The organism is Nocardia implantans (genome assembly GCF_035544775.1).
Taxonomy (GTDB): Bacteria; Actinomycetota; Actinomycetes; order Mycobacteriales; family Mycobacteriaceae; genus Nocardia; species Nocardia implantans.
Genome location: NZ_JAYKYQ010000002.1, coordinates 67,024 through 92,215 on the forward strand (window position 1 = coordinate 67,024; position 25,192 = coordinate 92,215).

At 70.6% G+C, this 25,192-nt stretch carries 24 protein-coding genes and 1 pseudogene; 19 read left to right on the plus strand and 6 right to left on the minus strand.

The window, feature by feature from the left end; all coding sequences use genetic code 11:
• Positions 1-400 precede the first annotated feature (400 nt).
• The 4 genes from U3653_RS04565 (at position 401) to U3653_RS04580 (ending at position 4,794) form a co-directional block, all read left to right on the plus strand.
• Complete coding sequence (locus U3653_RS04565) at positions 401-1,477, plus strand: sugar ABC transporter substrate-binding protein (RefSeq protein ID WP_195077374.1); 1,077 nt, start codon at positions 401-403, stop codon at positions 1,475-1,477.
• A gap of 72 nt (positions 1,478-1,549) precedes the next feature.
• The gene (locus U3653_RS04570) at positions 1,550-2,323 is read left to right on the plus strand and encodes an ATP-binding cassette domain-containing protein (RefSeq protein ID WP_195077375.1); all 774 of its coding nucleotides are present in this window, start codon (positions 1,550-1,552) and stop codon (positions 2,321-2,323) included.
• Complete coding sequence (locus U3653_RS04575) at positions 2,320-3,555, plus strand: sugar ABC transporter permease (RefSeq protein ID WP_195077376.1); 1,236 nt, start codon at positions 2,320-2,322, stop codon at positions 3,553-3,555. Before U3653_RS04570 ends, U3653_RS04575 begins: the two co-directional genes overlap by 4 nt.
• Positions 3,556-3,585: 30 nt before the next feature.
• Positions 3,586-4,794, plus strand: a complete 1,209-nt coding sequence (locus U3653_RS04580; RefSeq protein ID WP_195077377.1) for an ROK family protein — start codon at positions 3,586-3,588, stop codon at positions 4,792-4,794.
• A gap of 15 nt (positions 4,795-4,809) precedes the next feature.
• Here the strand turns inward: U3653_RS04580 and U3653_RS04585 are convergent, their stop codons facing one another.
• Complete coding sequence (locus U3653_RS04585) at positions 4,810-6,057, minus strand: phthiocerol/phthiodiolone dimycocerosyl transferase family protein (protein ID WP_195077378.1); 1,248 nt, start codon at positions 6,055-6,057, stop codon at positions 4,810-4,812.
• 225 nt (positions 6,058-6,282) lie between these two features.
• On the opposite strand from U3653_RS04585, the gene U3653_RS04590 reads away from it, so the two are divergent.
• From U3653_RS04590 to U3653_RS04620, 7 genes are all read left to right on the plus strand, one after another.
• Positions 6,283-6,969 carry a crotonase/enoyl-CoA hydratase family protein gene (locus U3653_RS04590; protein ID WP_195077379.1) on the plus strand — a complete coding sequence of 229 codons (687 nt, stop codon included), beginning with the start codon at positions 6,283-6,285 and terminating at the stop codon, positions 6,967-6,969.
• A gap of 7 nt (positions 6,970-6,976) precedes the next feature.
• Positions 6,977-7,558, plus strand: coding sequence for a TetR/AcrR family transcriptional regulator (locus tag U3653_RS04595; protein ID WP_195077380.1), 582 nt, complete (start codon positions 6,977-6,979; stop codon positions 7,556-7,558).
• A gap of 137 nt (positions 7,559-7,695) precedes the next feature.
• Positions 7,696-9,048, plus strand: a complete 1,353-nt coding sequence (locus U3653_RS04600; protein WP_195077381.1) for a flavin monoamine oxidase family protein — start codon at positions 7,696-7,698, stop codon at positions 9,046-9,048.
• Positions 9,049-9,106: 58 nt separating this feature from the next.
• The gene (locus U3653_RS04605) at positions 9,107-9,556 is read left to right on the plus strand and encodes a universal stress protein (protein ID WP_195077382.1); all 450 of its coding nucleotides are present in this window, start codon (positions 9,107-9,109) and stop codon (positions 9,554-9,556) included.
• A gap of 59 nt (positions 9,557-9,615) precedes the next feature.
• Entirely contained in the window at positions 9,616-10,110 is a 495-nt protein-coding gene (locus tag U3653_RS04610) for a fluoride efflux transporter FluC (protein ID WP_323123945.1), read from the plus strand.
• Positions 10,107-10,475 (plus strand): fluoride efflux transporter CrcB, encoded by a 369-nt coding sequence (gene crcB, locus U3653_RS04615; protein ID WP_195077383.1) that lies wholly within the window; start codon positions 10,107-10,109, stop codon positions 10,473-10,475. The genes U3653_RS04610 and crcB overlap by 4 nt, the downstream gene beginning before the upstream one ends.
• A gap of 131 nt (positions 10,476-10,606) precedes the next feature.
• Positions 10,607-11,614, plus strand: a complete 1,008-nt coding sequence (locus U3653_RS04620; RefSeq protein ID WP_323123944.1) for a cation diffusion facilitator family transporter — start codon at positions 10,607-10,609, stop codon at positions 11,612-11,614.
• A gap of 205 nt (positions 11,615-11,819) precedes the next feature.
• Here the strand turns inward: U3653_RS04620 and U3653_RS04625 are convergent, their stop codons facing one another.
• The gene (locus tag U3653_RS04625) at positions 11,820-13,238 is read right to left on the minus strand and encodes an amidase (protein WP_195077385.1); all 1,419 of its coding nucleotides are present in this window, start codon (positions 13,236-13,238) and stop codon (positions 11,820-11,822) included.
• A 943-nt stretch (positions 13,239-14,181) separates the two neighbouring features.
• Here U3653_RS04625 and U3653_RS04630 point away from each other — a divergent pair.
• From U3653_RS04630 to U3653_RS04640, 3 genes and pseudogenes are all read left to right on the plus strand, one after another.
• Positions 14,182-14,577 (plus strand): annotated as a pseudogene (locus U3653_RS04630) (FUSC family protein); the annotation flags it as partial.
• A gap of 399 nt (positions 14,578-14,976) precedes the next feature.
• Positions 14,977-15,429: an SRPBCC family protein gene (locus U3653_RS04635; RefSeq protein ID WP_084486269.1), complete on the plus strand. Its 453-nt coding sequence runs from the start codon at positions 14,977-14,979 to the stop codon at positions 15,427-15,429.
• A gap of 151 nt (positions 15,430-15,580) precedes the next feature.
• Positions 15,581-16,228, plus strand: a complete 648-nt coding sequence (locus U3653_RS04640) for an SDR family NAD(P)-dependent oxidoreductase (RefSeq protein ID WP_195077386.1) — start codon at positions 15,581-15,583, stop codon at positions 16,226-16,228.
• 1 nt (position 16,229) lies between these two features.
• On the opposite strand, the gene U3653_RS04645 is transcribed toward U3653_RS04640, so the two are convergent.
• Complete coding sequence (locus tag U3653_RS04645; protein WP_195077387.1) at positions 16,230-17,483, minus strand: cytochrome P450; 1,254 nt, start codon at positions 17,481-17,483, stop codon at positions 16,230-16,232.
• A 106-nt stretch (positions 17,484-17,589) separates the two neighbouring features.
• Here U3653_RS04645 and U3653_RS04650 point away from each other — a divergent pair, with 106 nt between their 5' ends.
• Positions 17,590-18,060 carry a winged helix-turn-helix transcriptional regulator gene (locus tag U3653_RS04650; RefSeq protein ID WP_195077388.1) on the plus strand — a complete coding sequence of 157 codons (471 nt, stop codon included), beginning with the start codon at positions 17,590-17,592 and terminating at the stop codon, positions 18,058-18,060.
• A gap of 324 nt (positions 18,061-18,384) precedes the next feature.
• Here U3653_RS04650 and U3653_RS04655 read toward each other — a convergent pair whose 3' ends face one another.
• Positions 18,385-19,608: a L,D-transpeptidase gene (locus U3653_RS04655; protein WP_195077389.1), complete on the minus strand. Its 1,224-nt coding sequence runs from the start codon at positions 19,606-19,608 to the stop codon at positions 18,385-18,387.
• Between the two features lie 336 nt (positions 19,609-19,944).
• Here U3653_RS04655 and U3653_RS04660 point away from each other — a divergent pair, with 336 nt between their 5' ends.
• Genes U3653_RS04660 through U3653_RS04670 form a run of 3 tightly spaced genes read left to right on the plus strand, consistent with a single transcriptional unit; the run spans position 19,945 to position 22,502 of the window.
• Positions 19,945-20,241: a DUF6285 domain-containing protein gene (locus tag U3653_RS04660; RefSeq protein ID WP_195077390.1), complete on the plus strand. Its 297-nt coding sequence runs from the start codon at positions 19,945-19,947 to the stop codon at positions 20,239-20,241.
• A complete protein-coding gene (locus U3653_RS04665; RefSeq protein ID WP_195077391.1) occupies positions 20,238-21,233 on the plus strand; it encodes a phosphotransferase family protein in 996 nt (331 codons plus the stop codon). The genes U3653_RS04660 and U3653_RS04665 overlap by 4 nt, the downstream gene beginning before the upstream one ends.
• A 6-nt stretch (positions 21,234-21,239) precedes the next feature.
• Positions 21,240-22,502 (plus strand): acyl-CoA dehydrogenase family protein, encoded by a 1,263-nt coding sequence (locus U3653_RS04670; RefSeq protein WP_195077392.1) that lies wholly within the window; start codon positions 21,240-21,242, stop codon positions 22,500-22,502.
• A gap of 10 nt (positions 22,503-22,512) precedes the next feature.
• Here U3653_RS04670 and U3653_RS04675 read toward each other — a convergent pair whose 3' ends face one another.
• Entirely contained in the window at positions 22,513-23,187 is a 675-nt protein-coding gene (locus U3653_RS04675) for a class I SAM-dependent methyltransferase (protein ID WP_323123943.1), read from the minus strand.
• 102 nt (positions 23,188-23,289) lie between these two features.
• Between U3653_RS04675 and U3653_RS04680 the strand changes: the two genes are divergently transcribed.
• Entirely contained in the window at positions 23,290-23,454 is a 165-nt protein-coding gene (locus tag U3653_RS04680) for a hypothetical protein (RefSeq protein WP_169810691.1), read from the plus strand.
• 42 nt (positions 23,455-23,496) lie between these two features.
• On the opposite strand, the gene glpD is transcribed toward U3653_RS04680, so the two are convergent.
• A complete protein-coding gene (gene glpD, locus U3653_RS04685; RefSeq protein ID WP_195077394.1) occupies positions 23,497-25,176 on the minus strand; it encodes a glycerol-3-phosphate dehydrogenase in 1,680 nt (559 codons plus the stop codon).
• Positions 25,177-25,192: the final 16 nt, after the last annotated feature.

Sequence of the window (25,192 nt, forward strand, 5' to 3'; positions counted from 1 at the left end):
CCTCCCGGATCCCAGTCTGTCGCTACCGCGCCATGATTCACCGCCAAGGGTACTGTGCCGGAGGCCCGCCATGCGCCCGTTCCTCGGTGGTCGGTTCCGCGCGTGGGCGACTCCTGGGCGTGTCCGGTGCCCGCCCCTGAGTGCGGGTGATGCCTCCGGCATCCGCGGGCGTGGCCGGAGGGATCGGCCGACATCCCTGTTCACGAGCCATCCCGCGCCCCTTGCCGATCCGGCCGCGGTGCCATCGACCTCGGCGAACGTCTGCGTGTCGAGATTGTTATCCGGAACAACAAATTAGCTGTTGTGCGCTGTGTCACAGTGGAATATGTTGCTGTCCACAACATTCGTTCCACTCCGACCGGCCGGGGCATCGTCTCGGCCGGTGATGAAAGGCCCACTCATGCGTAAGGGCATCTTCAGCGCCGCCGCGCTGTCGTTCGCGCTGCTGGCCGCCACACTCACCGCGTGCGGCGACTCGGGGGACTCCGGCGGCGAAACCCGGATCGGCGTGATCCTTCCGGACAGCAAGACCTCCGCCCGCTGGGAGACGGCGGATCGCAAATACCTGCAACAGGCGTTCGACGCCGCGGGCGTCAAGGCCGATATCCAGAACGCCCAAGGCGACAAGAACGCCTTCCAGACCATCGCCGACCAGATGATCACCAACGGCGTCTCGGTGCTGGTGATGACCAACCTGGACAGCGGCACCGGCAAAGCGGTGATCCAGAAGGCGAAATCGCAGGGCGTCACCGTGATCGACTACGACCGGCTCACCCTGGGCGGCGGCGCGCAGTACTACGTGTCCTTCGACAATGTGAAGGTCGGCAGTCTGCTCGGTGCGGGCGTCGCGCAGTGCCTGACCGATCGCAACGCGGTGCGCCCGGTGGTCGCGTACCTGAACGGCGGACCGACCGACAACAACGCCACCCTGCTGAAGACCGGCTACGACGGTGTGCTGAAGCCGCGATTCGACGCGGGCCAGTACGTCAAGGGCCCCGATCAGGCCGTCCCGGAGTGGGACAACACGAAGGCGGGCACCATCTTCGAGCAGATGCTCACCGGACGGCCTGACATCGGGGGCGTCGTCGCGGCCAACGACGGATTGGCCAATGCCGCGATCGCGGTGCTGAAGAAGCAGAAGCTCAACGGCCAGGTGCCGGTCAGCGGGCAGGACGCCACGGTGCAGGGCCTGCAGAACGTGCTGGCGGGCGACCAGTGCATGACCGTCTACAAGGCGATCCAGAAGGAGGCCGACGCGACCGCGAAACTCGCGGTCGGGCTGGTGAAAGGGGAGCAGGGCACGACCAACGGCACGGTGCGCGATCCGGAGTCGAACGCCGACGTGCCGTCGGTGCTGCTGGAGCCCAAGCCGATCTACCCGCGCGACGTCAAGGACGTAGTGGCCGACGGCTATGTCACCAAGGCCGAGCTGTGCACCGGCGAGTTCGCGAAACTCTGCGCGGACAACGGGATCTGATATCGCACGCCCCTTCCGCGGTTCGATGAGGGGAGCGCGGAAGGGGCTCCTTCCCTTGGCGAGGAGCCACCCATGTCCGAACCGCCGGTCATCGAATTACGCGGAGTAGAGAAGAGTTTCGGCTCTGTCCACGTGCTGCACGAGGTCGCGTTCAGCGCCTATCCCGGCGAGGTCACCGCGCTCGTCGGAGACAACGGGGCGGGCAAGTCCACGCTGGTCAAATGCATCGGCGGAACCCATCCGATCGACGCGGGGGAATTCCTGTTCGACGGCGCGCCGGTGCAGGTGCACAGCCCGCGCGACGCGGCGGCGCTCGGCATCGAGATCGTCTACCAGGATCTCGCGCTCTGCGACAACCTCGACATCGTGCAGAACATGTTCCTCGGCCGGGAACGCAGGCGCGGTCTGGTGCTCGACGAATACGCGATGGAGGAACTCGCCGAGAAGACGCTGGCGAGCCTGTCGGTGCGCACCGTCAAGTCGGTCCGCCAGCAGGTCGCGAGCCTGTCGGGCGGGCAGCGCCAGACGGTGGCCATCGCGAAAGCCGTGCTGTGGAACAGCAAGGTGGTGATCCTGGACGAGCCGACGGCCGCGCTCGGCGTCGCGCAGACCCAGCAGGTGCTCGAACTGGTCCGCAAACTCGCCGACCAGGGCCTCGCGGTGGTGCTGATCTCACACAACATGAACGACGTCTTCGCGGTGTCCGACCGGATCGCCGCGCTCTATCTCGGCCGGATGGCCGCCCAGGTACGGACCTCCGACGTGACGCACGCGCAGGTCGTCGAATTGATCACGGCAGGCCGCAGCGGCGCGCTCGGCCTCGAGGCGAGCGGAGTGACCCGATGACCGCGGTGACCACCGAGCGGCGACCGGCGGCGCCGGTGACCGACCTGATGACCGGCTACGTCGGCCGGATGCGCGGCGGCGACATGGGGGCGTTGCCGTCGGTGATCGCGCTCGTCGTGCTGTCGGCCGTCTTCTGGGCGGCGCGCCCGGTCTTCATGTCCGAGGCCAACTTCGCGAATCTGTTCACCCAGGGCGCGGCCATCGCGGTGATCGCGATGGGGTTGATCTTCGTACTGTTGCTGGGCGAGATCGACCTTTCGGCCGGATTCACCAGCGGGGTCTGCGCCGCGGTGCTCGCCGTGCTGCTGACCGACGAGGGGTGGCCGTGGTACGCGGCGGTGCTGGTCTCGCTGCTCACCGGCGTTGCGATCGGACTGGCGATCGGCACGGTCGTGGTGAAGATCGGGATCCCGTCGTTCGTGGTGACGCTGGCGGCGTTCCTCGCGTTGCAGGGCGTGGCGCTGAAGATCATGGACAACGGCCGCAACATCTCCATCCGGGACGAGACGATCGTCGCCATCGCGAACAAGAACGTGCCGCCACTACTGGGCTGGGTGCTGTACGCGGCGCTGATCGCGGGTTTCGCCCTCGTGCAGTACCGGAAGTGGCGGGCGCGCGCGAAACTCGGGCTCACCGGCACGGCGGCGCGGGTGGTCGTGCTGCGGGTCGCGCTGCTCGCGCTGGTGGCGGGCGCGGCGGTGCTGGTGCTCAACGGCGAGCGCAGCCGCAATCCGGCCGTGCACTCGCTGGCGGGTATGCCCATCGTGGTGCCGATGATCGTCGCGCTGTTGCTGCTGTGGACGTTCGTGCTGGACCGCACCGCGTTCGGCAGGCACATCTACGCGGTCGGCGGCAACGCGGAGGCGGCTCGGCGCGCGGGCATCGCGGTGGATCGCGTGAAGATCACCGCTTTCGTGCTGTGCTCGGCGATGGCGGCGGTGGGCGGGCTGATCGCGGCATCGCGGGCGAACTCCGTCGATCCGAACACCGGCGGCAGCGACGTGCTGCTCACCGCGGTGGGCGCGGCGGTGATCGGCGGCACCAGCCTGTTCGGCGGGCGCGGGCGGATGCTGGACGCGGTGCTCGGCGCCGCGGTGGTCGCCGTGATCAACAACGGCATGGGGCTGATGGGCTACAGCGCGGGCACGAAATTCGTTGTGACAGGATTCGTGCTGCTCTTGGCGGCCGGAGTGGACGCACTCTCCCGTAAGCGTGCGCTCCCGCGGCGATGAATCCCAGCCCCCGTGACGAAAGCCCGGTGAATGCGAGCAGCACCTTCGCCCGACGAGATCCGCACGCGCAACCTCGCCGCGTTGTTGCGGCACGTCCACCGCGACGGAGCGGTGTCGCGCGCCGCGCTCGCCGAGCGAATGGGGTTGAACCGCAGCACGATCCTCGCGCTCACCACGGATCTGGCGGCGGCGGGGCTGGTCAGCGAGGAATTGCCCGGTCAGACCGGGCGGGCGGGCAGACCGTCGCTGGTGGTGCGCCCGCAGGCCGAGCGCGTCTACGTCGTCGCGCTGGACGTCGGTGCGGACCGGCTCGCCGCCGCCCGGGTCGGGCTGGGCGGCTCGGTGCTCGATCGCACCGCGGCCGCCCGCCCCGGCGGCGCGTTCGACCCGGACGACGTGATCGCCGCGCTCGCCGCGATGGCGCGGGAGATGATCGCCGCCGCAGCGCCGGACGCCCGGTGCGTCGGGGTCGGGGTCGCGTTCTGCGGCATGGTCCGCGAACAGGACGGCGTCGTGCGATACGGACCGAATCTCGGCTGGGTGGATGTCGCGTTCGGCGCCGCACTGACGCGGGAACTCGGTCTCGGCCTCCGCGTCGCGGTCGGTAACAACGCCAACCTCGGCGCGCTGGCCGAACGCGAACGCGGTGTGGGCGAAGGCTTGGCGAACCTGATCTACCTGCACGGTGACGTCGGCATCGGCGGCGGCATCATCGTGAACGGCGAATTGCTCGGCGGCGAAGGCGGTTACGGCGGGGAGGTCGGGCACATGATCGTCAATCCTGGTGGGCGGCCGTGCGCCTGCGGTTCCCGTGGCTGCCTCGAAGTCGAAGCGGGTGAGCTCGGGTTGATCGCGGCGGCGGGACGGACCGAGCCCGCGGGTCAGGCGGCGGTGGACGCGATCATCGAGTCCGCCGCGCGCGGCGACGCGGCGGCACGCGACGCGCTGCACCAGGTCGGCGAATGGCTCGGCTACGGCGTCGCGAATCTGGTGAACGTCTTCAATCCGTCGATGGTGGTGTTCGGTGGCGTGCTGCGGGAGATCTATCTGGCCTCGGCGGCCCAGGTGCGCAGCCGCGTCGCGGTGAACGGCCTGCAAGCCCTCCGTGAACGAGTCAGGTTGCGCACCAGCGCGCTCGCGGGCGACGCCACCTTGCTCGGCGCCGCGGAGCTGGCCTTCACCGATGTGCTCACCGATCCTTTGCAGACTCTGTCGCGCAGGCAGGCCGCGCGCGCCTGACGGGCGCGGCGGGGTTCACGCCGCTCCCGCGGCGCTGAACTCCGACAGGTGGCTGGTCAGCAGTCGTACCCGAACCCGCTGTTCCTCCGTGGTCTCCTCGGGGTGATGGATCTCGATGCTCAGCCGGTCGTCGAAGGTGCTGATGATGATGGTGCCGCTCGGCTGCTGCAGCCGGTGCCCGGTCTTGTCCGGCTTGCCGAGCATGATCGAGCGGAAGTCGGTGATGCGCAGCTCGTCCGGCACTCCGGGCCTTTGCACGCGTCCCCAATTGGTCGCCAGCACGATGCCCGGTGCGCGCGGTGGGGGACCGGCGGCGATCTCGGGAATGTGCAGCGGGGTCTGCTGCACGAGGCCGGTGTGCAGTCCCGCGCGCAGCGTGTCGCTGATGGCGCGGGCCAGTTCGACCAACGTCGTGCCGGTGGTCGGCGTCGGGGCGAAGTTGGCGAAGCCGAGCACGTTGGTGCCTTCGGTCGTCCCGATCGGCGGGGTCACCCGGGTGCGCAGGTCCACCGAGTAGGTGTAGGCCAGTTCGGTCAGCGGCAATCCGCGCAGCTCGGCTTCGGTCAGCAGGATCGCGGCGGAGGCGAGGCCGTTGATCGTGGTGTTGTTCCGGTGCCCGAGTTCGATCAGCGCGGCGGTCTGCTTCCTGGTCAGCCTGCACCGTGCGGTGCGCGGGACGAGGTAGCCGGAATCTTCCGGCTCCGAGTGGCTTCCGGCGACGCCGGCGGGGCGGTGCGGCGCGACCGGTGTGCCGATCTTCCGCACGCCGCGCTCGCGCAGCAGCTCCTCCACCGAGCGCGGGAAGCCGTGCGGCGGCAGTTCGGCGGATCGGCCGCGGGTGCGGTCGGTGTAGCAGGACAACAGCTCGGCGAACACGGCCAGCGAATGACAGGCATCCGCGATGCTGTGGTGAGTCACCAACGTGACGCCCGCGCTGTCGCCGTCCCGGACCACGCACAGCGAGGCGAGCGCCTCGCGCTGGTCGAGGCGGGCGCCGGTGAGCAGTTGTTCGGGATCGCCCGCGGCGACCGTCAGCTCGGGTGCGGCGCCGGGGGATTCGAGCAGCAGGTGGCCGCCGCGCCCGTCCGGCTCCAGATGGGCGCCGAGGATCGGACGGGAGCGAACCACGGCCTCGAACGCCGCCGACAGCGCGGCGAGATCCAACCGGCCCGCGACCCGGATCGAATAGCCGACGAGGACTTCGCTGTTGGCGAAGATGGCCTCGCTCGGCGCCAGCGGGCGGATGGCGGTTGCTGCGGTCATGTCGCTTCCTTCACCTGGGCCTGTCCCGAGGCTAGTCCGAAGCCCGGACGCGCCAGGCTTTTTCGGCAGCATCGTGTGCTTGCTGTATCGGGCGATCCGGCGCCGTTGTTTCGTCTCTTCGCGGCGGCAGCACCTGGTCCTGCTCGGGCCGCCGCGACCGCAGCCCGCAATTAGCTGCGAGGCTCTGGAGTGCTACTCTAGAGTTCTGCTCTAGAGGAGGCTGTCATGACCGAACTCGTCACCTACCGGCTCGACGACGGCGTCGCCACGGTCACGCTGGACGACGGCAAGGCGAACGTGATGTCGGAGCACATGCTCGGCGCCATCGCCGCCGCCTTGGACCGGGCCGAGGCGGACCGAGCCGTCGTGCTGCTGACCGGCCGCCCGCGCGTGTTCTCCGCCGGTTACGACCTGGCGACGTTCTCCCGTTCCGCCGACGACATCCGCCGCACCCTCCGGGCCGGCGGCGACTTGGTCCACCGGCTGCTCGGCTTCCCCTATCCGGTCGTGGCGGCATGCCAGGGGCACGCCATCGCCCAAGGCGCGTTCACGCTGCTGGCCACGGACGTGCGGTTCGGCGTGACAGGCGATTTCAAGCTGGGTCTCAACGAGGTCGCGATCGGGCTGACCATTCCGCACTACGGTGTGGAACTGGCGCGGCACCGGCTCACCGCGCCCGGTTTCGACCGGGCGGCGAACACCGGGATGCTGGTCGGGCCGCAAGAGGCAAGGGAATTGGGCTTTCTCGACGTGCTCGCGGCCGATGCCGACGACCTGCGCACGCGCGCGACGGCCGAAGCGCGCCGGTTGACCGGAATCGACTTCGCGGCGCACGCGGGGACGAAACTGCGTGTGCGCGCTCAGGTGCTCGCCGCGGTCCGTTCCGGCATCGACGCCGAGTTCGGCGAGTAGCCCGGCCGTGCGCACTCGTGAGCGCATTCTGGCCGAAGCCACGCGCCAGCTGCTGGCCAAGGGGTACGCGTCCTTCACGGTGGCCGGTGTGCGGGACCGGCTCGGCTTGTCCAGCGGCAGCATGTTCCACGCGTTCGGATCGAAAGCCGAACTGGCCGCCGCCGTCTACGTCTCCGGGATGCTCGATTACCAGCGGACGGTGCTGGAGCGTCTCGACGCGCCGGACGCAGGCGCCGAACAGGCGATCCGCGCGATGCTCGCGGCCCATCTCGGTTGGGTGCAGGACCACAGGGAGCTGGCCCGATTCCTGTTCGCCACGCTGCCGGACGAGGTAGTGGGTTACGCGGAACCCGAACTGGCGCAGCACAACCGGGTCTTCTTCGGCGCGCTGCAGCGCCGGTATCTGGAGCTGCTCGGCGCCGCGGAGGCGGGCGGCGAGGGCTACCCGGTGGCGCACGCGATCTGCGTCGGACCGGCGCAGGAGTACTGCAGGCAATGGGTGCGCGGACGCGTCACGGCGCCGCCGCGCACGCTGACCGCGACCTTGCAGGAGGCCGCCGTCGCCGCCCTGGCCACGCTGACCCGCTGAGCGGCGACGCGCCGTGCGGCTCATCGGCGCAGGACGACGCGACCGCGACCGCGACGATGCTCGCCACGCCGGTTGCGGATCGGCCACGGGTGATCGACAGTGGTTGTCGAGTTACGGTGCGGCGACGGGAGGCCACCATGGACCGTGCGGACGTCGTTGTCGTCGGTGCCGGATATGCCGGGCTGTGCGCGGCGCGGGCGTTGCGAGCGGCGGGCCGGGAAGTCGTCGTCCTGGAGGCGAGTGAGCGCGTCGGCGGGCGCACGCTGACCGCCCGTGCCGGTGACGGATGGGCCGTCGACCTCGGCGGCCAGTGGATCTCGGCCGCCCATACGCGATTCGCCGCGCTGGCCGAGGAGTACGGCGCCGCGACCTACGCACCGCCCGAAGGGGCCGACCTCCTCGTCGAGGGTGTGGTCAGGCGGCCGTTCACCGGCGCGCGTCCGCCCCTTCCGACGTTCGTCCTTGTCGTGCTCGCACAGGCCATGTGGCGGCTGGAACGGCTGGCCGCCCGGCTGGATCCGGCGCGTCCGTGGGCCGCGCCGGACGCCGATCGGCTGGACGCGATGACCGCGGCGACCTGGCTGCGCCGGAATCTGCCGGAGCGGCGGGCGCGGAACCTGGCCGAGGTGATGATCGGCGAGGAACTGTGCGTCGATGTCGGCAGCATCTCGATGCTCGGTCTGCTGACCACGATCCGTTCGGCGGGCGGCGTCGAGGCGGGGGTCACCGCCGAGACGGTGACCCGCCTGTTCGTCGACGGCGCCGACGGGCCGGCGCGCGCGGTCGCGGCGGAACTGGGCGGCGCGGTGCGTCTCGGCGCGCCGGTGACCGCCATCCGCGGGCAGGCGGACGGCGTGGTGGTGCGCTTCGACTCCGGCGAGGTGCACGCCGAGCACGTGATCGTGGCGGTGCCGCCGACCCTGTCCGGGCGGATCGCCTACGACCCGCCGCTGCCCGCCGCGCGCGACCAGCTGACCCAGCGTATGCCGATGGGCTCGGTGCTGAAGGCGTTCGCCGTCTACGAGCGGCCGTTCTGGCGTGACGACCTGCTCACCGGGCAAGCGCTGAACCTGCACGATCCGGTTCCGGTCACCTTCGACGCCACCCGGCCCGGCGGTCCAGGCGTGCTCGGCGCGCTGGTGCCGGGCCGGGCCGCGCAGCGACTGGCCGCCCTGCCCCCGGCCGAACGACGCGCCATGATCATCGGTTCGCTCGTGCGCGCCTTCGGGTACACCGCGCGAGAACCGATCGAGTGGCACGAGAAGGTCTGGGCCGACGATCCGTACACGCGCGGCGGCTACGGGGCCTTCTTCCCGCCGGGCGTCCTGACCACCGTGGGTTCTGCTCTGCGCAGGCCGGTCGGCCCGATCCACTGGGCCGGCAGCGAGACCGCGACGGAGTGGTCGGGCTACATCGAGGGAGCGATCCGCTCGGGCGAGCGTGCGGCCGCCGAAGTGCTCGCGGCCGAGCGGGTCACGGCCACGGCATGATTGCCATGGTGTTGCCGGAAAGCTGGCTCCGGCTCGGCCGAGGGCTCACAATGAAGAGGTGTTCCAGCGGATCGTGGTGGGTTACGACGATTCACCCGGCGCCAGGACCGCCTTGACGATGGCGCTCGAGCTGGCGACGGTGCACCGCGCCGTGCTCACGGTCGTCGCGGTGGAGGAATACCTGCCGCACTACGGGCCGGTGGTCGGCGAGATCGAGGACGAACGCTCGATCGGCGAGCTGACCTGCCGCCGTTGGCTGGCCGCGGCCGCCGAGACCGCGCAACAGCGCGGCATCGCGGTGCAGGCCGAGATCCGCGCGGGCCAAGCGGCGCGCGAACTGGCGACGGCCGCCGCCGATCACGGCGCCGACCTGCTGGTGCTCGGGCGCAGCGGGCACTCGGGCATCTGGGGGCGGTTCATCGGCAGCACCGCGGAGAAGGCCGCACGTCATGTCGGCTGCTCGGTGCTCGTCGCGCACGACGGCGACGGAGAGGCCGAGCGCCGGTGAGCGCGGCGGCGGGGTGACCGGCGGTGGCGGCGGCGCGGGCAGTCGGGTAAGAGATCTGCGTGGCGGGTGAACTGATCGAGGAACCGACCGGCGTCGCCGATCGCGCGCGTGGCCGCGCCCGGCGGCGGGACTTCTGGCGTGCGCACGGGCCGGTGTCGGTCGTCGTCGCGTTCGGCGGTGCGCTCGGCGCGCTCGCTCGCTACGGCATCGCTCAGGGTTTGCCCGCTCACCCCGGGCACTTTCCGCTCGCCACCTTCGTCACCAATGTCGCGGGCTGCTTCGCGATCGGAGTGCTCATGGTCGCGGTGACCGAGATCTGGGCCGCCCATCGGTGGCTGCGTCCTTTTCTCGGCGTCGGCGTCCTGGGCGGGTTCACGACCTTCTCCACCTACGCCAACGAGATCCGCGCACTGCTGCGGCCGGACACGCTCGTCGTCGCGGCCGGTTATCTCGCGGGCACGCTGATCTGCGCCCTGTCGGCGACACTCGTCGCCATGGGGCTTACCAGGGCGGGATACGAACGCCTGCGACGCGCGCGGAAGGCGGCTCGATGACGGTTGTGCTGGTCTTGGTGGGCGGCGCGATCGGCGCACCGCTGCGGTATCTCATCGATCGCGCGGTGCAGGATCGTCGCGACAGCCTGTTTCCGTGGGGAACCTTCGCGGTCAACCTGATCGGCTGTCTCGTGCTCGGCGCTCTCAGCGGCGCGGGATCGGCGTTGTCCTCGCCGCTGTTCGCGTTGCTCGGCACCGGTTTCTGTGGAGCGCTGACCACTTACAGCACCTTCAGCTACGAAACCGTGCGGCTGGCCGAGCGGGGCGCGTACTTCTACGCGGTGACCAACGTGGTCGCCGGTGTGTCGGCGGGGTTGATCGCCACCGTGGCGGCTTACGCGGCGGTGCACGCCCTGTTCGGCTGATAGCACGCCGAAGGCGTATGCGACGTGATCCAGTTCACTCCGCTGCCCTGTCGCGCACCGCTCGGGGTGGGTTAAGCTACCCACAACAGATGCAGATATGCGCATACATCAGGTGCTGGAAGGGTTGGTCGATGGGACACGAACACGGTCACGCGCACGGGCACGGGCTCTCCGGTCAGGCCGATCGCCGTTGGCTGACCATCGCGCTCGCCCTCATCGTCGGCTTCATGTCGGTCGAGGTCGTGATCGGCCTGCTGGCCAACTCGCTGGCCCTGCTGTCGGACGCGGCGCACATGCTCACCGACGCCGCGTCCATTGTCCTCGCGCTCATCGCGATCCGGCTGGCGGCGCGTCCGGCGAACGGCAAGTACACCTACGGCTACAAGCGCGCCGAGATCCTCTCGGCACAGGCCAACGGCGTCACGCTGCTCGTGCTGGCGGGCTGGCTCACCTATGAGGCCGTGCGCAGGCTGCTGGAGCCGCCCGAAGTCACCGGCGGACTCGTGCTGGCGACCGCGCTGGCCGGTGTGGTGGTCAACATCGCGGCCACCTGGGCGATCAGCAAGGCCAATCGCTCCAGCCTGAACGTGGAGGGCGCCTTCCAGCACGTGCTCAACGACCTGTACGGGTTCATCGCCACCGCGGTGGCCGGTCTCGTCGTGCTGACCACCGGCTTCGCCAGGGCCGACGCGATCGCCACGTTGATCGTCGTCGCGCTGATGGTCAAGGCGGGGCTCGGGCTCGTGCGCGAATCCGGCCGGATCTTCCTGGAGGCGGCGCCCGCCGGCGTCGATCCCGACGCGCTCGGGCGCGGCCTGGTGGACATCGATGGCGTCGACGAGGTGCACGATCTGCACGTCTGGCAGATCACCTCCGGTGACATCGCGCTGTCGGCGCACGTGCTCGTCCGGCCGGGCGCCGACTGCCACGGCCTGCGCCAGCGGATCGAGCACCTGCTCGACCACGACTACGGCATCACCCACACCACCTTGCAGGTCGACCACTCCCACGCCGTTGCCGCCTCGGCCGAGGTGGACGCGCATCGCCTGCTGCCGGTGCTGGAAGACCACTGCGACGACGCCCACGGGCCGGTGCATCGCGACCGTCCGTCGTCGGAGGCGAACGCCGTCGCGCCTTGACCTACCGGCGCGCCACGAGCACGACGCCTCTGGGCGCCAGAAGAGCTGAGGGAGTCCGGAGTCCCCTCGAGGGGCGGGCGATCCGGCCCGTGCTCGGGCGATCCCGCCCCGCGCTCGGGGGAACGGGCGCCGCGCTCGGAGGAACAAGGCCCCGCGCTCGGGTGCAGTGGCCCCGCGCTTGGGTGTCCCGCGCGGGTGGAATCGCTCAGCGATCCAGACGGGGAAACGGCCGCTCGGCTTCGATCAGGTAGGCCAGCTCCAGCAGGGTGCGCTCGTTGCCACGGGTGGCGGCGAACTGCACGCCGATGGGCAGCCCGGCGTCGGTCAGGCCTGCGGGAACCGTGATGGCCGGTGTTCCGGTGATGTTGTTGATCGGGGTGAAGCAGACGTAGGCGCGCAACCGCTCGATGAGTTCGTCGAACGGCACGGTCGGGCTGAGATAGCCGAGTTCGGGTGTGGTGTGCCCGAGCGTGGGCAGCAGAACCGCGTCGTAGGGTCCGAGCGCCTGTTCATAGGTGGCAGCCGCCGCGCGGAGGCGGTAGAGCGTCAGCGGCGCGTGCAGAGCCCGGCGCAGGAACAGAGCGCGCAGGCCGACGGTCAGGTCGTCCACGCGACGCGCGTCGAACCGGCGGTCGAGGAACCGGCCCGTGGTGGTGATCGCGGCCGCGAGCAGGCCCCAGTAGTGCAGAAAGGCGCTCTCGATGGTGGCGTCGAACGGCAGCGGCACGGGCTCCACCGAATGACCGCTGGATTCGAGTGTGCGTGCGACGTCTTCGACAGCCGTTCGGGTAGGCCCTGCGGCCAGCGGCCCCGCGAGGTTGTCGAGCACCAGCGCCACCCGCATGCGTCGGGTCGGGGGACCATCCACGTGTCCGATCGGCCGGAGCGCGGGATTGCGCCAATAGTTCTCGGCCGCTGCGGCGTACGCCGCCGTGTCGCGCACCGTCCTGGTCAGTACACCTTCACTGACGATGTCGACCGGCAGCGTGCGCGCCAGCCCGGACACCACGTGCCGCCCCCGCGTCGGCTTCAAACCGACCAGACCCGCGCACGCCGCCGGGATCCGGATCGAACCGCCGCCGTCGTTGCCGTGCGCGATCGGGACGACACCCGCTGCCACCAGCGCCGCCGCCCCACCCGACGAGCCGCCCACCGAATGGCCGGTGTGCCAGGGATTGCGCGTTGGCGCGAGGTGCGGGGTCTCGCTGCTGGCGTTGAAGCCGAACTCGGGCATGGCGCTCTTGCCGAGCACGGTGAGGCCGGTGCTGAGGAACTGCCGGGTGTAGCCGCTGTGCGCACGGGCCGGCCGCGCGCGGAACGCGGCCGTGCCCTGATTGGTCGGCATGCCGGCCACGTCCGTGTTGTCCTTCACGAAACTGGGCACGCCGTAGAAGGCGCCGCTCCGCTCGGCGGGCAGCAGCGGTTGCGCGTAACTCCGGTAGGCGACGGCCGCCAGCTGTTCCACCTGTTCGGCGCGCGCCACCGCGGCGGCGGCGAGTTCGCGCGGCGAGACCGCGCCGTCGCGCACCAGCGCGGCCAAGGCGACGGCGTCGTGATCACCGAGCGCGTCGTCGCCGAAGGCGTGGACGCGCGGGGGTAGCGGAAGATGAGCATCGGCGGTCATGCCCCGAATCTAGTGTGTGCTTCAGGTGGTTCGTCCAGAACGGAAAGGACAGCAGGTGGCCGCGACATACCCGGATCCGGTGCCACCGAAAGGCCGAGTCGGCTCGCTGCTGTTCGCCTTGCCGCCCGCGGGCCGGCGGTGGAGCGTGGCATCGCGCGCCGCGCTGGCGTTCGCCGTACCCGCCGCGATCATCACCGGCGCCGGTCATCCGGATGTGGCGGTGTTCGTCATGTTCGGCGCCTTCGCCGTGCTCTACGGGGAGGGACGGCCGTTCCGAGTGCGCGGCAGGGTCGTCCTCGCCGCGGGTGCGGCGCTGCTGGCCGCGGTCGGCTCCGGTGCGGCGATCGGCGGCCTGCTGGACGCGGGCTTCGGCTCGTCCCTGCTCATGGTCGCCATGGTGTCGGCGATCGCGGTCGTGGCCGTGTTCGTCATCGACGCGTTGCGGCTTGGCCCGCCCGGGGCGTTGTTCTTCGCGCTGGTCTGCGCGGGTGCGATGAAAGCCGCGGAGGCCGGGACCGCGGTGGCGACACTGCTGTTCTGCACGGCTTGCGGTGTCGTCGCGTCGATCGTCGTCTCGATGGCCGGGGTGCTGCGGGACCACCGCAAACCCGAACGCGTGGCGGTCGGCACGGCGGTCCGGGCGGTCGAGGCCTATGCCGCGGCGCGAGAGGCGGGAACCCCCGCCATCGATCTGCGCCACCGGGCGGGCGCCGCGATGGCCGACGCGTGGGCCGCTGTCTACGACGCGGGCCTGCCTTCGGACCCGAGGGAAGCCGAGTTGCTCGCCACCTTGCAGCAGGCGCGGCGCGACCTCGCCGGGCACGCGCCCGACGACGACACCGACGATCTGCTGGTCGACCCCCTGGTCTCGTTCGCACGGCCCGGCATCGGCTTCCGGCTCCAGCGTTCCCTGTCGTTCTCCTCGCACGCGGCGATCAGCGCGATGCGTGTCGCCGCCGGCTGCCTGGGCGCGGGCTGCCTGAGCGTGCTGCTGGGTCTGGATCGGCCGCACTGGGCGGTGCTCAGCGCCCTCATCGTGTTGCAGACCGGGCCCGATCGGGTGCGCGGGCAGGTGCGGGCCATCCACCGGTTCGTCGGCACCATCGCCGGTCTCGGACTCTTCGCGCTGATCTACCAGCTCGGGCCGACCGGATACGCGCTGATCGCGCTGGTCGCCGCACTGCAGTTCTGCATCGAGCTGTTCGTGCCGCGCAACTACGCGCTGGCCGTCGTCTTCATCACGCCGGTCGCCCTGATCGCGGGCGGAGTCGCCACGACGGGCGGGCCGATCGGACCCGTGATCCGGGATCGGCTCTGGGAGACGCTGCTCGGTGTCGCCGTCGCCGTGCTCGCGCTGCGCGGGGTCGCGCCCCACGGACACCGGCGCACCTTCCATTGGTTGGAACACCGGGTGCGCGCCGCCGCCCGCGCGCTGCTCGACCGGCTGCGCCGTGAGCCGATGGACGCGGCGGCGTGGGTGCTGGTCCAGCACCTGCAATTCGAGCTGGTCGGCGTGGTGCGCAGCGGCATCGACTCGGCGACCGACGACCCGGAGTGGACCCGCGAACACTGGCCGCAGCACGCGGCCCTGGCGCACTTCGGTCATGATCTGCTCGCCGCCTGCTGGGTGCTGCGGCCGGACCAGCGGCTGGCGGACGTGGACGGCTGGGCGTACCGCTTGGCGGCGGTGCGGTCGCGGCCGCAAGCGGCGGGCGCACCGCCTGCTAGCGTTCGGCGCATGCACGACAGCGTCACGGTCCGGATGGCCGCCCCGGCGGACAAGATCTGGGAACTGGTCAGCGACATCGAGAACACCGGGCGGTTCAGTCCCGAGACGTTCGCCGCGGAGTGGCTCGGCGGCGCGACCGGCCCCGCGGTCGGGGTGAAGTTCCGCGGTCATGTCAACCGCAACGGCTGGGGACTGAAGTACGCGACGGTGTGCCGTATCGACGCCTGCGAGCCCGGCCGGGAGTTCGCGTTCACCGTGCTCGGACCGCGGGGCATGCCGATCAACACCTGGCGCTACGTTTTCCGGCCGGTGGACGGCGGCACCGAGGTCACCGAATCGTTCCAGCTGCACAGCAATCCGGTGCTGCGACTGTATTGGCTGTTGGCCGGTTGGGCGCGCGGCAAGACCAACGTCGAGGGCATGCGCGAGACCCTCGAGCGGATCAAGGCCGTCGTCGAATGATCGGTGCGAGCCGCCTGCGCGCGAACGAGTTCCCAGCTGGCCGATCGGACACGTCGGTGGCGACCGGCCCGGTGGGTGATCGGCCGCGGCGCGCCCCAGGTCGAACGCCGCGCCAGGCCGGTATCGGGTCCCGGACCCGAGGCGGACAACGATGACCGTGCTGCTGGTGCTCGGCGCCGGTCCAGGCGTCGGGCTGTCGGTCGCCCGCCTGTTCGCCGCCGACGGCTTCACGACGGTGCTGGCCTGCCGGTTACCCGAAGAGGCCGAACCGCTGGCGGCGCAGTTGCGCGAGGAAGGGTTCGAAGCCGAAGGCGTCGGCGTGGATTTGCGCGACCCCGCCGACGTGGCCCGCGTCGTCGCGGGAGTGGGCGAGCGGCACGGCCGCATCGACGTGTTGCACTTCAACCCCAGCGTTTTCCGGGAGGCCGATCCGTTGCAACTGACGGTCGCCGAGCTGATCGAGGACGTCACCGTGGGCGCGGGGGCGCTGCTGCCGGCCGTGCAAGCGGCGCGTCCTTTTCTGTCCGAGGGCGCCCGCGTGCTGGTCACCGGCAGCGCGGCCGCGGACAAGCCCTGGCACCGAGCCGCCTCGCTCGGTGTGCAGAAGGCGGCGGTGCGCAACCTGGTCGCCAGTCTGGACGCCACCCTCGCGCCCGACGGGATCCGAGCGGTCGCGGTGCAGGTCAACGGCGTTCTCGGCGAGGGAGCGTTCACCAGGGACCGGGTAGCGGAGGCGCTGTACGCGGCGGCCATCCGCCCCGCCGAGGGCTGGACGCCGCACGTCTCCTACGACGGCTGAGCTACCGGGGAGCGATCGCGGCGAATTCGACGGGCAGGTGCGCGGGCCCGCGCAGGTTGACGTGCTCCCGATACGGTGGCGGATCGACCGTCAGCCGGGGTGATTCGACGCGTTGCGCGAACCGGGTCAACGCCACTCGCGCCTCCAGGCGGGCCAGGGGAGCGCCGAGGCAGAAGTGGGCCCCGAGGCCGAAGGCCAGGTGACGGTTCTCCCGCGCCGGATCGAATCGGTCGGGGTCGCCGAACATCGCCGGGTCGCGGTGCGCGGCGGCGATCAGCAGCACCACCAGGTCACCGCGCTGGATGTCCGTGCCGCCGACGGTCAGGTCGTCGGCCGCGATGCGCGGGATCAACTGGACCGGCGGGTCGAAGCGCAGCGTCTCCTCGACGACGCCCTGCGCCCGGTCCGGGTCCGCGCGCAGGGCGGCGAGTTCGTCCGGCCTGCGCAGCAGGGCGAGGGTGGCGTTGGCGATCAGGTTGACCGTCGTCTCGTGCCCGGCGACCAGCAGCAATGCGCAGGTCGAGATCAGTTCCGCATGGGTGAGCGCGTCTCCGGCGTCTTCGGCGGCGATGAGTTCGGACAGCAGATCGGGGCCGGGGGTGTGGCGGCGGCGGTCGATGAGTTCTTCGAAATAGGCGTACAAATCGGTGCCCGCGCGCTGGATCTCCGCCGGGTCGGCGCGGAACTGGGCGGCCGCGCGCGAAGTGGGGTCGAGCGTGCGCGACAGCAGCGCGGACCAGGCGCTGAGCCGCGCTTCGTCCGCCAGCGGGACGCCGAGCAGTTCGCAGATGACGGTCACCGGCAGCGGATAGGCGAAGTGATCGACGGCGTCGAGGCTGCCCGCGCCGGCGCGCTGATCGAGCAGGTCGTCGACGATCTCGGTGATCCTCGGCTCGAGGCTCCGCACGACGGGCGGGGTGAACGCCTTGGACACCAGGCGGCGCAGGCGAGTGTGGTCGGGCGGATCCAGGAACAGGAACGACGGTTTCGCCCGCGCCGCACCGTTTTCCCGGGTGCCGTCGTAGATCGGCATGGAGCCGAGCTGCAACCGGGCCAGCGACCGGTCGACGCTCGCGCGCGGATCGCGCAGCACGGCGGCGCAGTCGGCGTAGCGGGTCAGCACGACCACCGGAGCCGTGCCGATCCGGAACGCGGCGGTCTCGCGCAGCCGTGCGAAGACGGGATACGGGTCGGGCCGCACCGCGGGGTCGAGCAGACGCACGTAGTCGTCGGTCGGGTGGTTCGTGGTCGTCATCGACACTCCCAGCTGTCCGGCCCGGAACGGGCACCGGTCTCGATCAGTATTATTCCGATACTGCCGGTAGGAAAGCAATACCGCAGCGAGATGCGAAGATGGCGCCATGACACTGCGGCGTCCGGTCGACGATTCGGTCACCCGCGTCGTCGAACTGCTCGGCGACCGGTGGACCATCCTGCTCATCGCCGAGGCGTTCTTCGGGGTGCACCGTTTCAGCGATTTCGCCCGCAATATCGGCATCACCAACCGCAATCTGCTCACCAGCCGCCTGCGCATGCTGATCGACGCGGGAATCTTCACTCGCACCGACCACGGCGGCGGCCGGGTCGATTACCACCTGACCGCAGCGGGCCGCGAGCTGTATCCGATCGTCACGGCGATGATGGTCTGGGGTGACAACCACCTGGCCGGGCCGGAGGGCAGGCCGGTCGTCCTGGAACATCGCACCTGCGGCCACTCGACCTCACCCATGCTGGTCTGCGACCACTGCCGCGAACCGATCGACCCGCGCGACGTGGAACCCAAGGCCGGGCCCGGCTTCCATCAGCCGCCGGGGGGCGAGCAAGCCGGTTGACATCGCCCGCCGGAACGTTCGACGCGCTCCCCGGCTCAGCTGGCTCTGTGAGTGGTGTATGTCTGCGTGCCTCTGGCCCGGCGGCGATCGCGCTGTATCGGTCCCCAGCTCAATCCAGCAGGTTGACGAGAGATTCGGCCAGATAGAGCGGTAGGAGTAGGTAGTACAGCAGCATCGCCATCGAGCCGGCTCCGATCGTCAACGCGGGTCCCACGCGGTGCCGTCGCGGGTACGTCGCGCGGGGAGGGGAGACCGGGTGGTCTCGCGAGTGCAGGAATGTAGTGCAGCTTCCCGCCATCGGCAAGACCGGCCGGTGTGCCGGCTCTAGTGGAGCGCGCTGCCGCGCACCCACTGGTCCCAGGGCACGCCCCAGTCACCGTTCTGCCAGACCTCCAGCGGGGCGCCGCCGGTGTTGCGGACCTCCACCACGTCACCCGGGACGGCGAAATTGAAGAACCACTGGGCGTTCTCCCCGCTGAGATTGAGACAGCCGTGCGAGACGTCGGTGTTGCCTTGGGCCCAGATGGTGGAATCGAGCTGGTGCAGGTAGATGCCGTCGGTGCTGATCCGGGTGGCCCAGCCGATGGCCTCCTTGTAGCCGAGACGCGAGTTGATCGGCAGGCCGTAGGTGGAGGAATCCATGATCACCGGATTGGCCTTGTCCATGACCGTGTAGATCCCGGGCTGGGTCCAGAACGTGATCGTCTTGCCCCCGACGACCTCGCTGCCGCCCATCCCCATCGAGGTAGGCATGGTGCGGATCAGCCTGCCGTTCTCGAAGACCTGGATCTGTTTGGTGTTGTCATCGGCGATCGAGATGTGCGATGCGCCGATGGTGAACGTGGTCTTGGTGTCCTCTTGGCCGTAGAGGCCGCCGCCCAGCTCCTGGCCGTAGATGTTCGCCGCCACGCTGACCTTGGTGCCCGGCGCGTAGTACTCCTTCGGACGCCAATGCGCGTTGCGGTCGTCCAGCCAGTACCAGGCGCCCTCCACCGGCGGATCGGTGGTGACCGAGAGGCGTTTCTCGGCGGCGGCGCGGTCGGGGATGTTCTCGTCGAAGTGGGCCACCACGACGGTGCCGACGCCGAAGGTGCCGCCGTCGGACAGCGGCGTGCCGCCCGTGGTGGTCAGTGACAGTTTCGTCTGATTGTTGGGGGTCAGCGTGGAGAAGGTCGATGTGGTCGGGCCCGTACGGCCGGTGATGCTCAAACCCTCCGCGGTCACGGTGTAGGTGCGGCCGTAACCGAGCGGCTCGGTGGGCTTCCACGCCGTCTTGTCCGGCGTCATGATGCCCTCGACGGCCTTGCCCTGCTCATTGGTCATCCGCACCGAGGTGAGCTGGCCGTCGGAGGTGCTCACCTGCACCGGCGCCAGCGGATCGACATCGCGTGCACCGGAAGCGGGCGTGATGGTGATCGGCGCGGGCGCGGAACCCGCCGCACCAGGTGCGCCGCCCGGCCCCGGCGAGGACGAGCACGCCCCGACGAGCACCGCCATGACCAGGGCCAACCCCGCGACGATGCCGGATCGGACGGGACTGGTCGCCATGCATTCTCCCTGTGCTCGCCCGGCGCGACAAATGGCGCACGCGCGCCCACTTTCCCCCTCGCAGTTTACCGACCGACCCCGGCACGACCTCGAGCAGAAGTTCACTCACGGCGTATTCCCAGCCATCGCAAAGGAAACGTTTCGGCGGGTGAACCGCTGGCCCCCGACCGCAACCCGCCATACGTTCACCCCGCATGGAGATCGACTATCGCTGGCGCTGACCGGCAGCGAAACGGGCTTCTACGACTGCGCGGCCACGCGTGACGGCCGAAAGTACCGATCGGGACCGCGCGGACGCGTGCCATGCTGAGGGCCGGAGTCGACCGAGGGGAACGAATGCAGAATCGCCCATCGGCAGCGGAGTTGCTGGACTCGCTCGCCGAGCTGCTCGAGGAGACGCTGCTGCCCGCCCTGCCCGCGGGATTGCAGCACAAGGCGCGGGTGGGGGCCAACCTCGCCAGGATCGTGCGCAGGGAGATCGAATCCGGTCCCGCCGCGGCCGAGCGGGAGCGTGCGCTGCTCGCCGCCGTGGCCGAGGGCGATGACGAGCAGCTCTGGGCGGCGCTGGTCTCCGTCGTGCGGGCCGATCTGGCGATCGCCAAGCCGGGGTACGACGAGTGGGCGGCCGAGTGAGCGCCGACCTGGCGCGCGGCTTGGCCGAGTTCCTCGGGGCCGGGAACCGGTCGGTGACGGTGACGAACGTCGAATATCTGTCCGCGGGCGCCCGCCGCCGCAATGTCGCCTTCGAGGCCGATCTGGGCGGCGGGACGCGACGGCTGGTCGCGACCATCGTGCCGGGCGCGATCGAGCTGGTCCCGGTGGACGTGGAGGCCGCGGTCAGGGAACTGGCGCGCACCCACGGCGTCCCGGTGCCGCCCGTGGTGGCGATCTGCACCGAGGCAGGCTATGTCGGTGGCCCGTTCGTGGTCTCCGAGCGCATCGATGGAGAGACCGTGCCGCGCAAGGTGTTACGGCTGGCCGAGGCCTCGGGCCTCGGCGAACGGGTGGCCGAGCAGTTGGGCGAGGCCATGGGCCGCCTGCACGCGATCGATCCGGCCGCCGCGCCCGCGCGGCTGCCCGCAGCGGCGGCCGATCCCGAGCGTCAGCTGGTCGAGGCCGCTGCGCAGGTGCGCGCACTGCTGCCGGACCGCCCGGTGTTCGCCTTGGCGCTGCGCTGGCTGGAACGCCACTGCCCGCCCGCGCCGCCCCGCACCGCGCTGCTGCACACCGACCTGCGCAACGGCAATATCGTCGTCGGTCCCGACGGGCTGCGCGCCGTGCTCGACTGGGAGGGCGCGCAGCGTCAGGGCGATCCGATGCGCGACGTGGCCTGGCCCGCGCTGCGCATGTGGCGCTTCCGCGCGGACGACCGGGAGTTCGGCGGCCTCGCGGGCCGTGAGGCGTTCCTGCGCGGATACCACCGCGGCGGCGGCAGCTTCGACGAAGACCGGTTCCGCTGGTGGAAGGCGATGTGCACGCTCGGCTGGGGCGTCGGACTGGCCGGGCAGGCCGCGGCCCACCTGGACGGCAGCGTGCGCGACATCGTGATGGCCGCCAGCGGGCGCCGCGTGTCGGAAATCGAATGGGATCTGCTGATGCAGATCCGACCCACTGCGAAAGGCTGACTGCCGATGGATTTCGAGCTACCTGCGGAACTGGTCGATTACCTGGCCGAACTCGACGCCTTCATCGACCGGGAGATCACCCCGCTGGAGCAGGCCGACGACAACATCCGCTTCTTCGACCACCGGCGCGAGGACGCCCGCACCGACTGGGAGCGCGGCGGCCTGCCGAACGCCGAGTGGGAGGAGTTGCTGGCCGAGGTCCGCAGGCGCGCCGACGCCGCAGGGCACCTGCGGTACGCGTTCCCCGCGGAATACGGCGGGCGGGACGGCACCAACCTCGGCATGGCCGTGATCCGCGAGCACCTGGCCCGCCGTGGCCTCGGATTGCACTGCGATCTGCAGAACGAGCACGCCATCGTCGCCAACAATGTCGGCCTGCTGCTCATGCTCGAGTACGGCACACCCGAGCAGCGGGCGCAGTGGGTGGACGGGCTGGCCTCGGGAACGAAGTTCTTCGCCTTCGGCATCACCGAGCCCGAGCACGGCTCCGACGCGACGCACATGGAGACCTCGGCGGTCCGTGACGGCGACGCCTGGGTGATCACCGGGCGCAAGACCTGGAACACCGGCGTGCACATCGCCGACGCCGACCTGATCTTCGCGCGCACCTCGGGCGGTCCCGGCGACGCCGCGGGCATCACGGCGTTCCTGGTGCCCACCGACGCACCGGGGTTCGTGGTCGAGGAGTACCTGTGGACCTTCAACATGCCCACCGACCATGCCAGGGTCGCGCTGAACGGCGTCCGGGTACCGGACACCGCGGTCTTCGGCGGCGAGGGACGCGGCTTGGCGGTGGTGCAGCACTTCTTCAACGAGAACCGCATCCGCCAGGCCGCGTCCAGCCTCGGTGCGGCGCAGTACTGTATAGACCAGTCGGTGGCCTACGCCAAAGAGCGCAAGCCCTTCGGTAAGGCGCTGGCTACCAACCAGGCGATCCAGTTCCCTTTGGTTGAGCTGCACACCCAGTGCGAGATGCTGCGCGCCCTGATCCACAAGACCGCGTGGTCGATGGACACCTACGGCACCTTCGCCGTCTCCGAGCAGGTCTCGATGTGCAACTACTGGGCCAACCGGTTGTGCTGCGAGGCCGCCGACCGCGCCATGCAGGTGCACGGCGGCCTCGGCTACTCCCGGCACAAGCCGTTCGAGCACATCTACCGGCACCACCGGCGCTACCGGATCACCGAGGGCGCCGAGGAGATCCAGATGCGGCGGGTCGCGGGGTACCTGTTCGGTTTCATGGGCAGCAGAGCCCCCAAGGGGGTGTGAGCCGGACGGCTCACACCCGGCGGATGCGAGCCAGCCACGCGGCGGCGTCGACCTGTCCGGACTCCGAGATCTCCAGGCCCGTCACCTGATCGGCCACCACGTCGGTGACCCGGCCCCGGTAGCGGGTCGGCCGCAGGTCCTCCACCGTCCAGCCGTCGCGGAACGACTCCCGGATCAAGGTGTCGCTGATGCGCGGGCCGAAGCCCGGCTCGACATCCGAGAGCGCGAGGACGTGGAGCGTGCCGCCCGGCTTGCACACCGCGTGCAGACTGCGAACGTACGCGGCGCGCGCCTCGTCGTCGGTTCCGAAGACGTGGAACAGCGCGCTGTCGACGACGGTGTCGAACGCGGGGGCGGAGCCGGGCGGGTCACCGGCGAAGTCCGGCCGGTCGCCGAGGGCCAACGCGTCGGCCACCTCGAACACGGCCGACGGCACACCGTGGCGGGCCGCGTTGGCGCGCGCGTACGCCACCGCGCTCGGCGACATATCGATTCCGCGCACGTCGTATCCCAGCCGGGTCAGCAGGATCGTGTGCTCACCCGCGCCGCAGCCCGGGTCCAGTACACGGCCGGTGATACCGCCCTCCCGTTCCAGCGCGACGATGGCCGGTTGCGGCTCGCCGATCACCCAGGGGGCGGTGTCGTTGTCGTAGACGGTGTTCCACATTTCCACTGGACGAGTCATGCGATCCATGCTCCATCCTCAACCGCCGTTGAGGTCAAGGCCGGTTCCCGTGCGTGGCACAGCGAGCGGTGTCGGCCACGTCGGCGCGGGTACGCGCGGGTTATGAGCACACCGAATATCGATCCGGAGACGGCGGAGTCGATGCAGCAGGACGCGGATTTCGCCGACGAGCACACCAAACCGACGCACGCCGACGAGCACCCCGCCGGTGAGCAGCTCGAGACCGACGAGTCGACCCCGCGCGGCCACGGCGGAATGGATCGGTGAGCACGGCGTGGCACGGTCGCGCGGAAACCGTGCCACGCACGCTCACGCGACGGCGACCATCCTGGCCGCGTTGGCGGCCTCGTCGTCAGCTGCCTGGTTGGCGGCGAGTTCGGCGCGCACCCGCTCGCGGTAGCGGCTGATCTCCCGCTCGGTGGCCGCGGCGTCCCAGCCGAGGTGCGCGCCGATCAGCCAGGCCACCTCGGGCGCGGCGGCGAGACCGCGGTCGGCGGTTTCGATGGAGACGCGGGTGCGGCGGGTGAGCACGTCGTCCAGGTGCAGCGCGCCCTCGTGCGTCACCGCGTACACCGCCTCCGCGCCCAGGTACTCCGGCGCGCCGGTGAGCGGGCGGCCCAGTTCGGGTTCGCGGGCGATCAGGTCGAACAGGTCGGTGATCGCCGAGCCGTAGCGGCCGAGCAGCCGCTCGACCGTCGCGCGCGGCAGGCCCGCCCGCTGCGCCAGGCTGTCGAGGTCGGCCGCGAGTTCCTGGTAGCCCACCGCGCCGAGGATCGGCAGGTGTTCGGTCACCGACGGGGCGACCGCGCGGCCGAGGCCCGCCACCGCCGCGTCCACGACATCGGCGGCCATCACCCGGTAGGTGGTGTACTTGCCGCCCGCGATCACGAACAGCCCGGGGACCGGTTCGGCCACCGCGTGCTCTCGCGAGAGCGTCGCGGTGTCGGCCGACGCGCCGGACAGCAGCGGGCGCAGCCCCGCGTAGGTCCCGACGATGTCGTCGCGGGTGATCGGCTCACGCAGCACCCGGTTGACGTGGTCGAGCAGATACTGCACGTCGGCGTCGCTGGCGGCCGGGTGATCCTTGCTCAGCGACCAGTCCGTGTCGGTGGTGCCGATGATCCAGTGACCGTGCCACGGAATGACGAACAGCACGCTCTTCTCGGTGCGCATGATCAGGCCGGTGTCCAGATGCAGGCGATGGCGCGGCACCAGGATGTGCACGCCCTTGGACATCCGGACATGGAACGGGAACTCCACGCCGGTCATCCGGTTCATCTCGTCGGTCCACACCCCGGTGGCGCTGATCACCCGGCGCGCGCGGACCGTGTGCACCCGGCCGGTTTCCAGGTCGGTGACCTCCGCGCCGACGACGCGTTCGCCGTCGCGCAGCAGCGCCGTCACCTTGGTGCGGGTGAGCACGGTCGCGCCGTGCTGGGCGGCGGTACGCGCGATCATCATTGTGTGCCTGGCGTCGTCGACCTGCGCGTCGAAGTACCGGATCGCTCCGGTGAGCGCGTCCTCGCGCAGCGCGGGCGCCAGCTCCAGCGCGCGGGTGCGCGACAGGTGCCGGTGCATCGGCAGCGCGCGGGCGCCGCCGATGGTGTCGTACAAGGCGACGCCCGCGCCGAGGTAGGCGCGCTCCCAGACCCGATGCCGCAAGGGCAGCAGGAACGACACGGGCCGCACCAGGTGCGGGGCCAGCCGGTGCAGCAGCAGGCTTCGTTCTTTCAGCGCCTCCCGCACCAGCCAGAAGTCCAGCTGCTCGAGGTAGCGCAGGCCACCGTGGATCAGTTTGCTGGAGCGGCTCGAAGTGCCCGCCGCGAAGTCCCTGGCCTCCACCAGGGTCACGGTCAGGCCGCGGGAGGCGGCGTCGAGGGCGGCGCCCGCGCCGACCACGCCGCCGCCGATGACGAGTACGTCGATCTCGGTGTCGCCGAGTGCGTTCACCGCGCCGGCGCGGTACTGGGCGTCCAATCGTGCGGACACAGCGGTATCTCTCCTT

Coding starts and splice junctions, on each gene's coding strand:
- U3653_RS04580 (WP_195077377.1), top strand. CDS start 3,586: ATGCGAGCAGCACCTTCGCCCGACGAGATCCGCACGCGCAACCTCGCC.
- U3653_RS04565 (WP_195077374.1), top strand. CDS start 401: ATGCGTAAGGGCATCTTCAGCGCCGCCGCGCTGTCGTTCGCGCTGCTG.
- U3653_RS04585 (WP_195077378.1), bottom strand. CDS start 6,057: ATGACCGCAGCAACCGCCATCCGCCCGCTGGCGCCGAGCGAGGCCATC.
- U3653_RS04570 (WP_195077375.1), top strand. CDS start 1,550: ATGTCCGAACCGCCGGTCATCGAATTACGCGGAGTAGAGAAGAGTTTC.
- U3653_RS04600 (WP_195077381.1), top strand. CDS start 7,696: ATGGACCGTGCGGACGTCGTTGTCGTCGGTGCCGGATATGCCGGGCTG.
- U3653_RS04660 (WP_195077390.1), top strand. CDS start 19,945: ATGCAGAATCGCCCATCGGCAGCGGAGTTGCTGGACTCGCTCGCCGAG.
- U3653_RS04675 (WP_323123943.1), bottom strand. CDS start 23,187: ATGACTCGTCCAGTGGAAATGTGGAACACCGTCTACGACAACGACACC.
- U3653_RS04655 (WP_195077389.1), bottom strand. CDS start 19,608: ATGGCGACCAGTCCCGTCCGATCCGGCATCGTCGCGGGGTTGGCCCTG.
- U3653_RS04650 (WP_195077388.1), top strand. CDS start 17,590: ATGACACTGCGGCGTCCGGTCGACGATTCGGTCACCCGCGTCGTCGAA.
- U3653_RS04670 (WP_195077392.1), top strand. CDS start 21,240: ATGGATTTCGAGCTACCTGCGGAACTGGTCGATTACCTGGCCGAACTC.
- U3653_RS04645 (WP_195077387.1), bottom strand. CDS start 17,483: ATGACGACCACGAACCACCCGACCGACGACTACGTGCGTCTGCTCGAC.
- U3653_RS04680 (WP_169810691.1), top strand. CDS start 23,290: ATGAGCACACCGAATATCGATCCGGAGACGGCGGAGTCGATGCAGCAG.
- U3653_RS04590 (WP_195077379.1), top strand. CDS start 6,283: ATGACCGAACTCGTCACCTACCGGCTCGACGACGGCGTCGCCACGGTC.
- U3653_RS04575 (WP_195077376.1), top strand. CDS start 2,320: ATGACCGCGGTGACCACCGAGCGGCGACCGGCGGCGCCGGTGACCGAC.
- crcB (WP_195077383.1), top strand. CDS start 10,107: ATGACGGTTGTGCTGGTCTTGGTGGGCGGCGCGATCGGCGCACCGCTG.
- U3653_RS04635 (WP_084486269.1), top strand. CDS start 14,977: ATGCACGACAGCGTCACGGTCCGGATGGCCGCCCCGGCGGACAAGATC.
- U3653_RS04625 (WP_195077385.1), bottom strand. CDS start 13,238: ATGACCGCCGATGCTCATCTTCCGCTACCCCCGCGCGTCCACGCCTTC.
- U3653_RS04640 (WP_195077386.1), top strand. CDS start 15,581: ATGACCGTGCTGCTGGTGCTCGGCGCCGGTCCAGGCGTCGGGCTGTCG.
- U3653_RS04620 (WP_323123944.1), top strand. CDS start 10,607: ATGGGACACGAACACGGTCACGCGCACGGGCACGGGCTCTCCGGTCAG.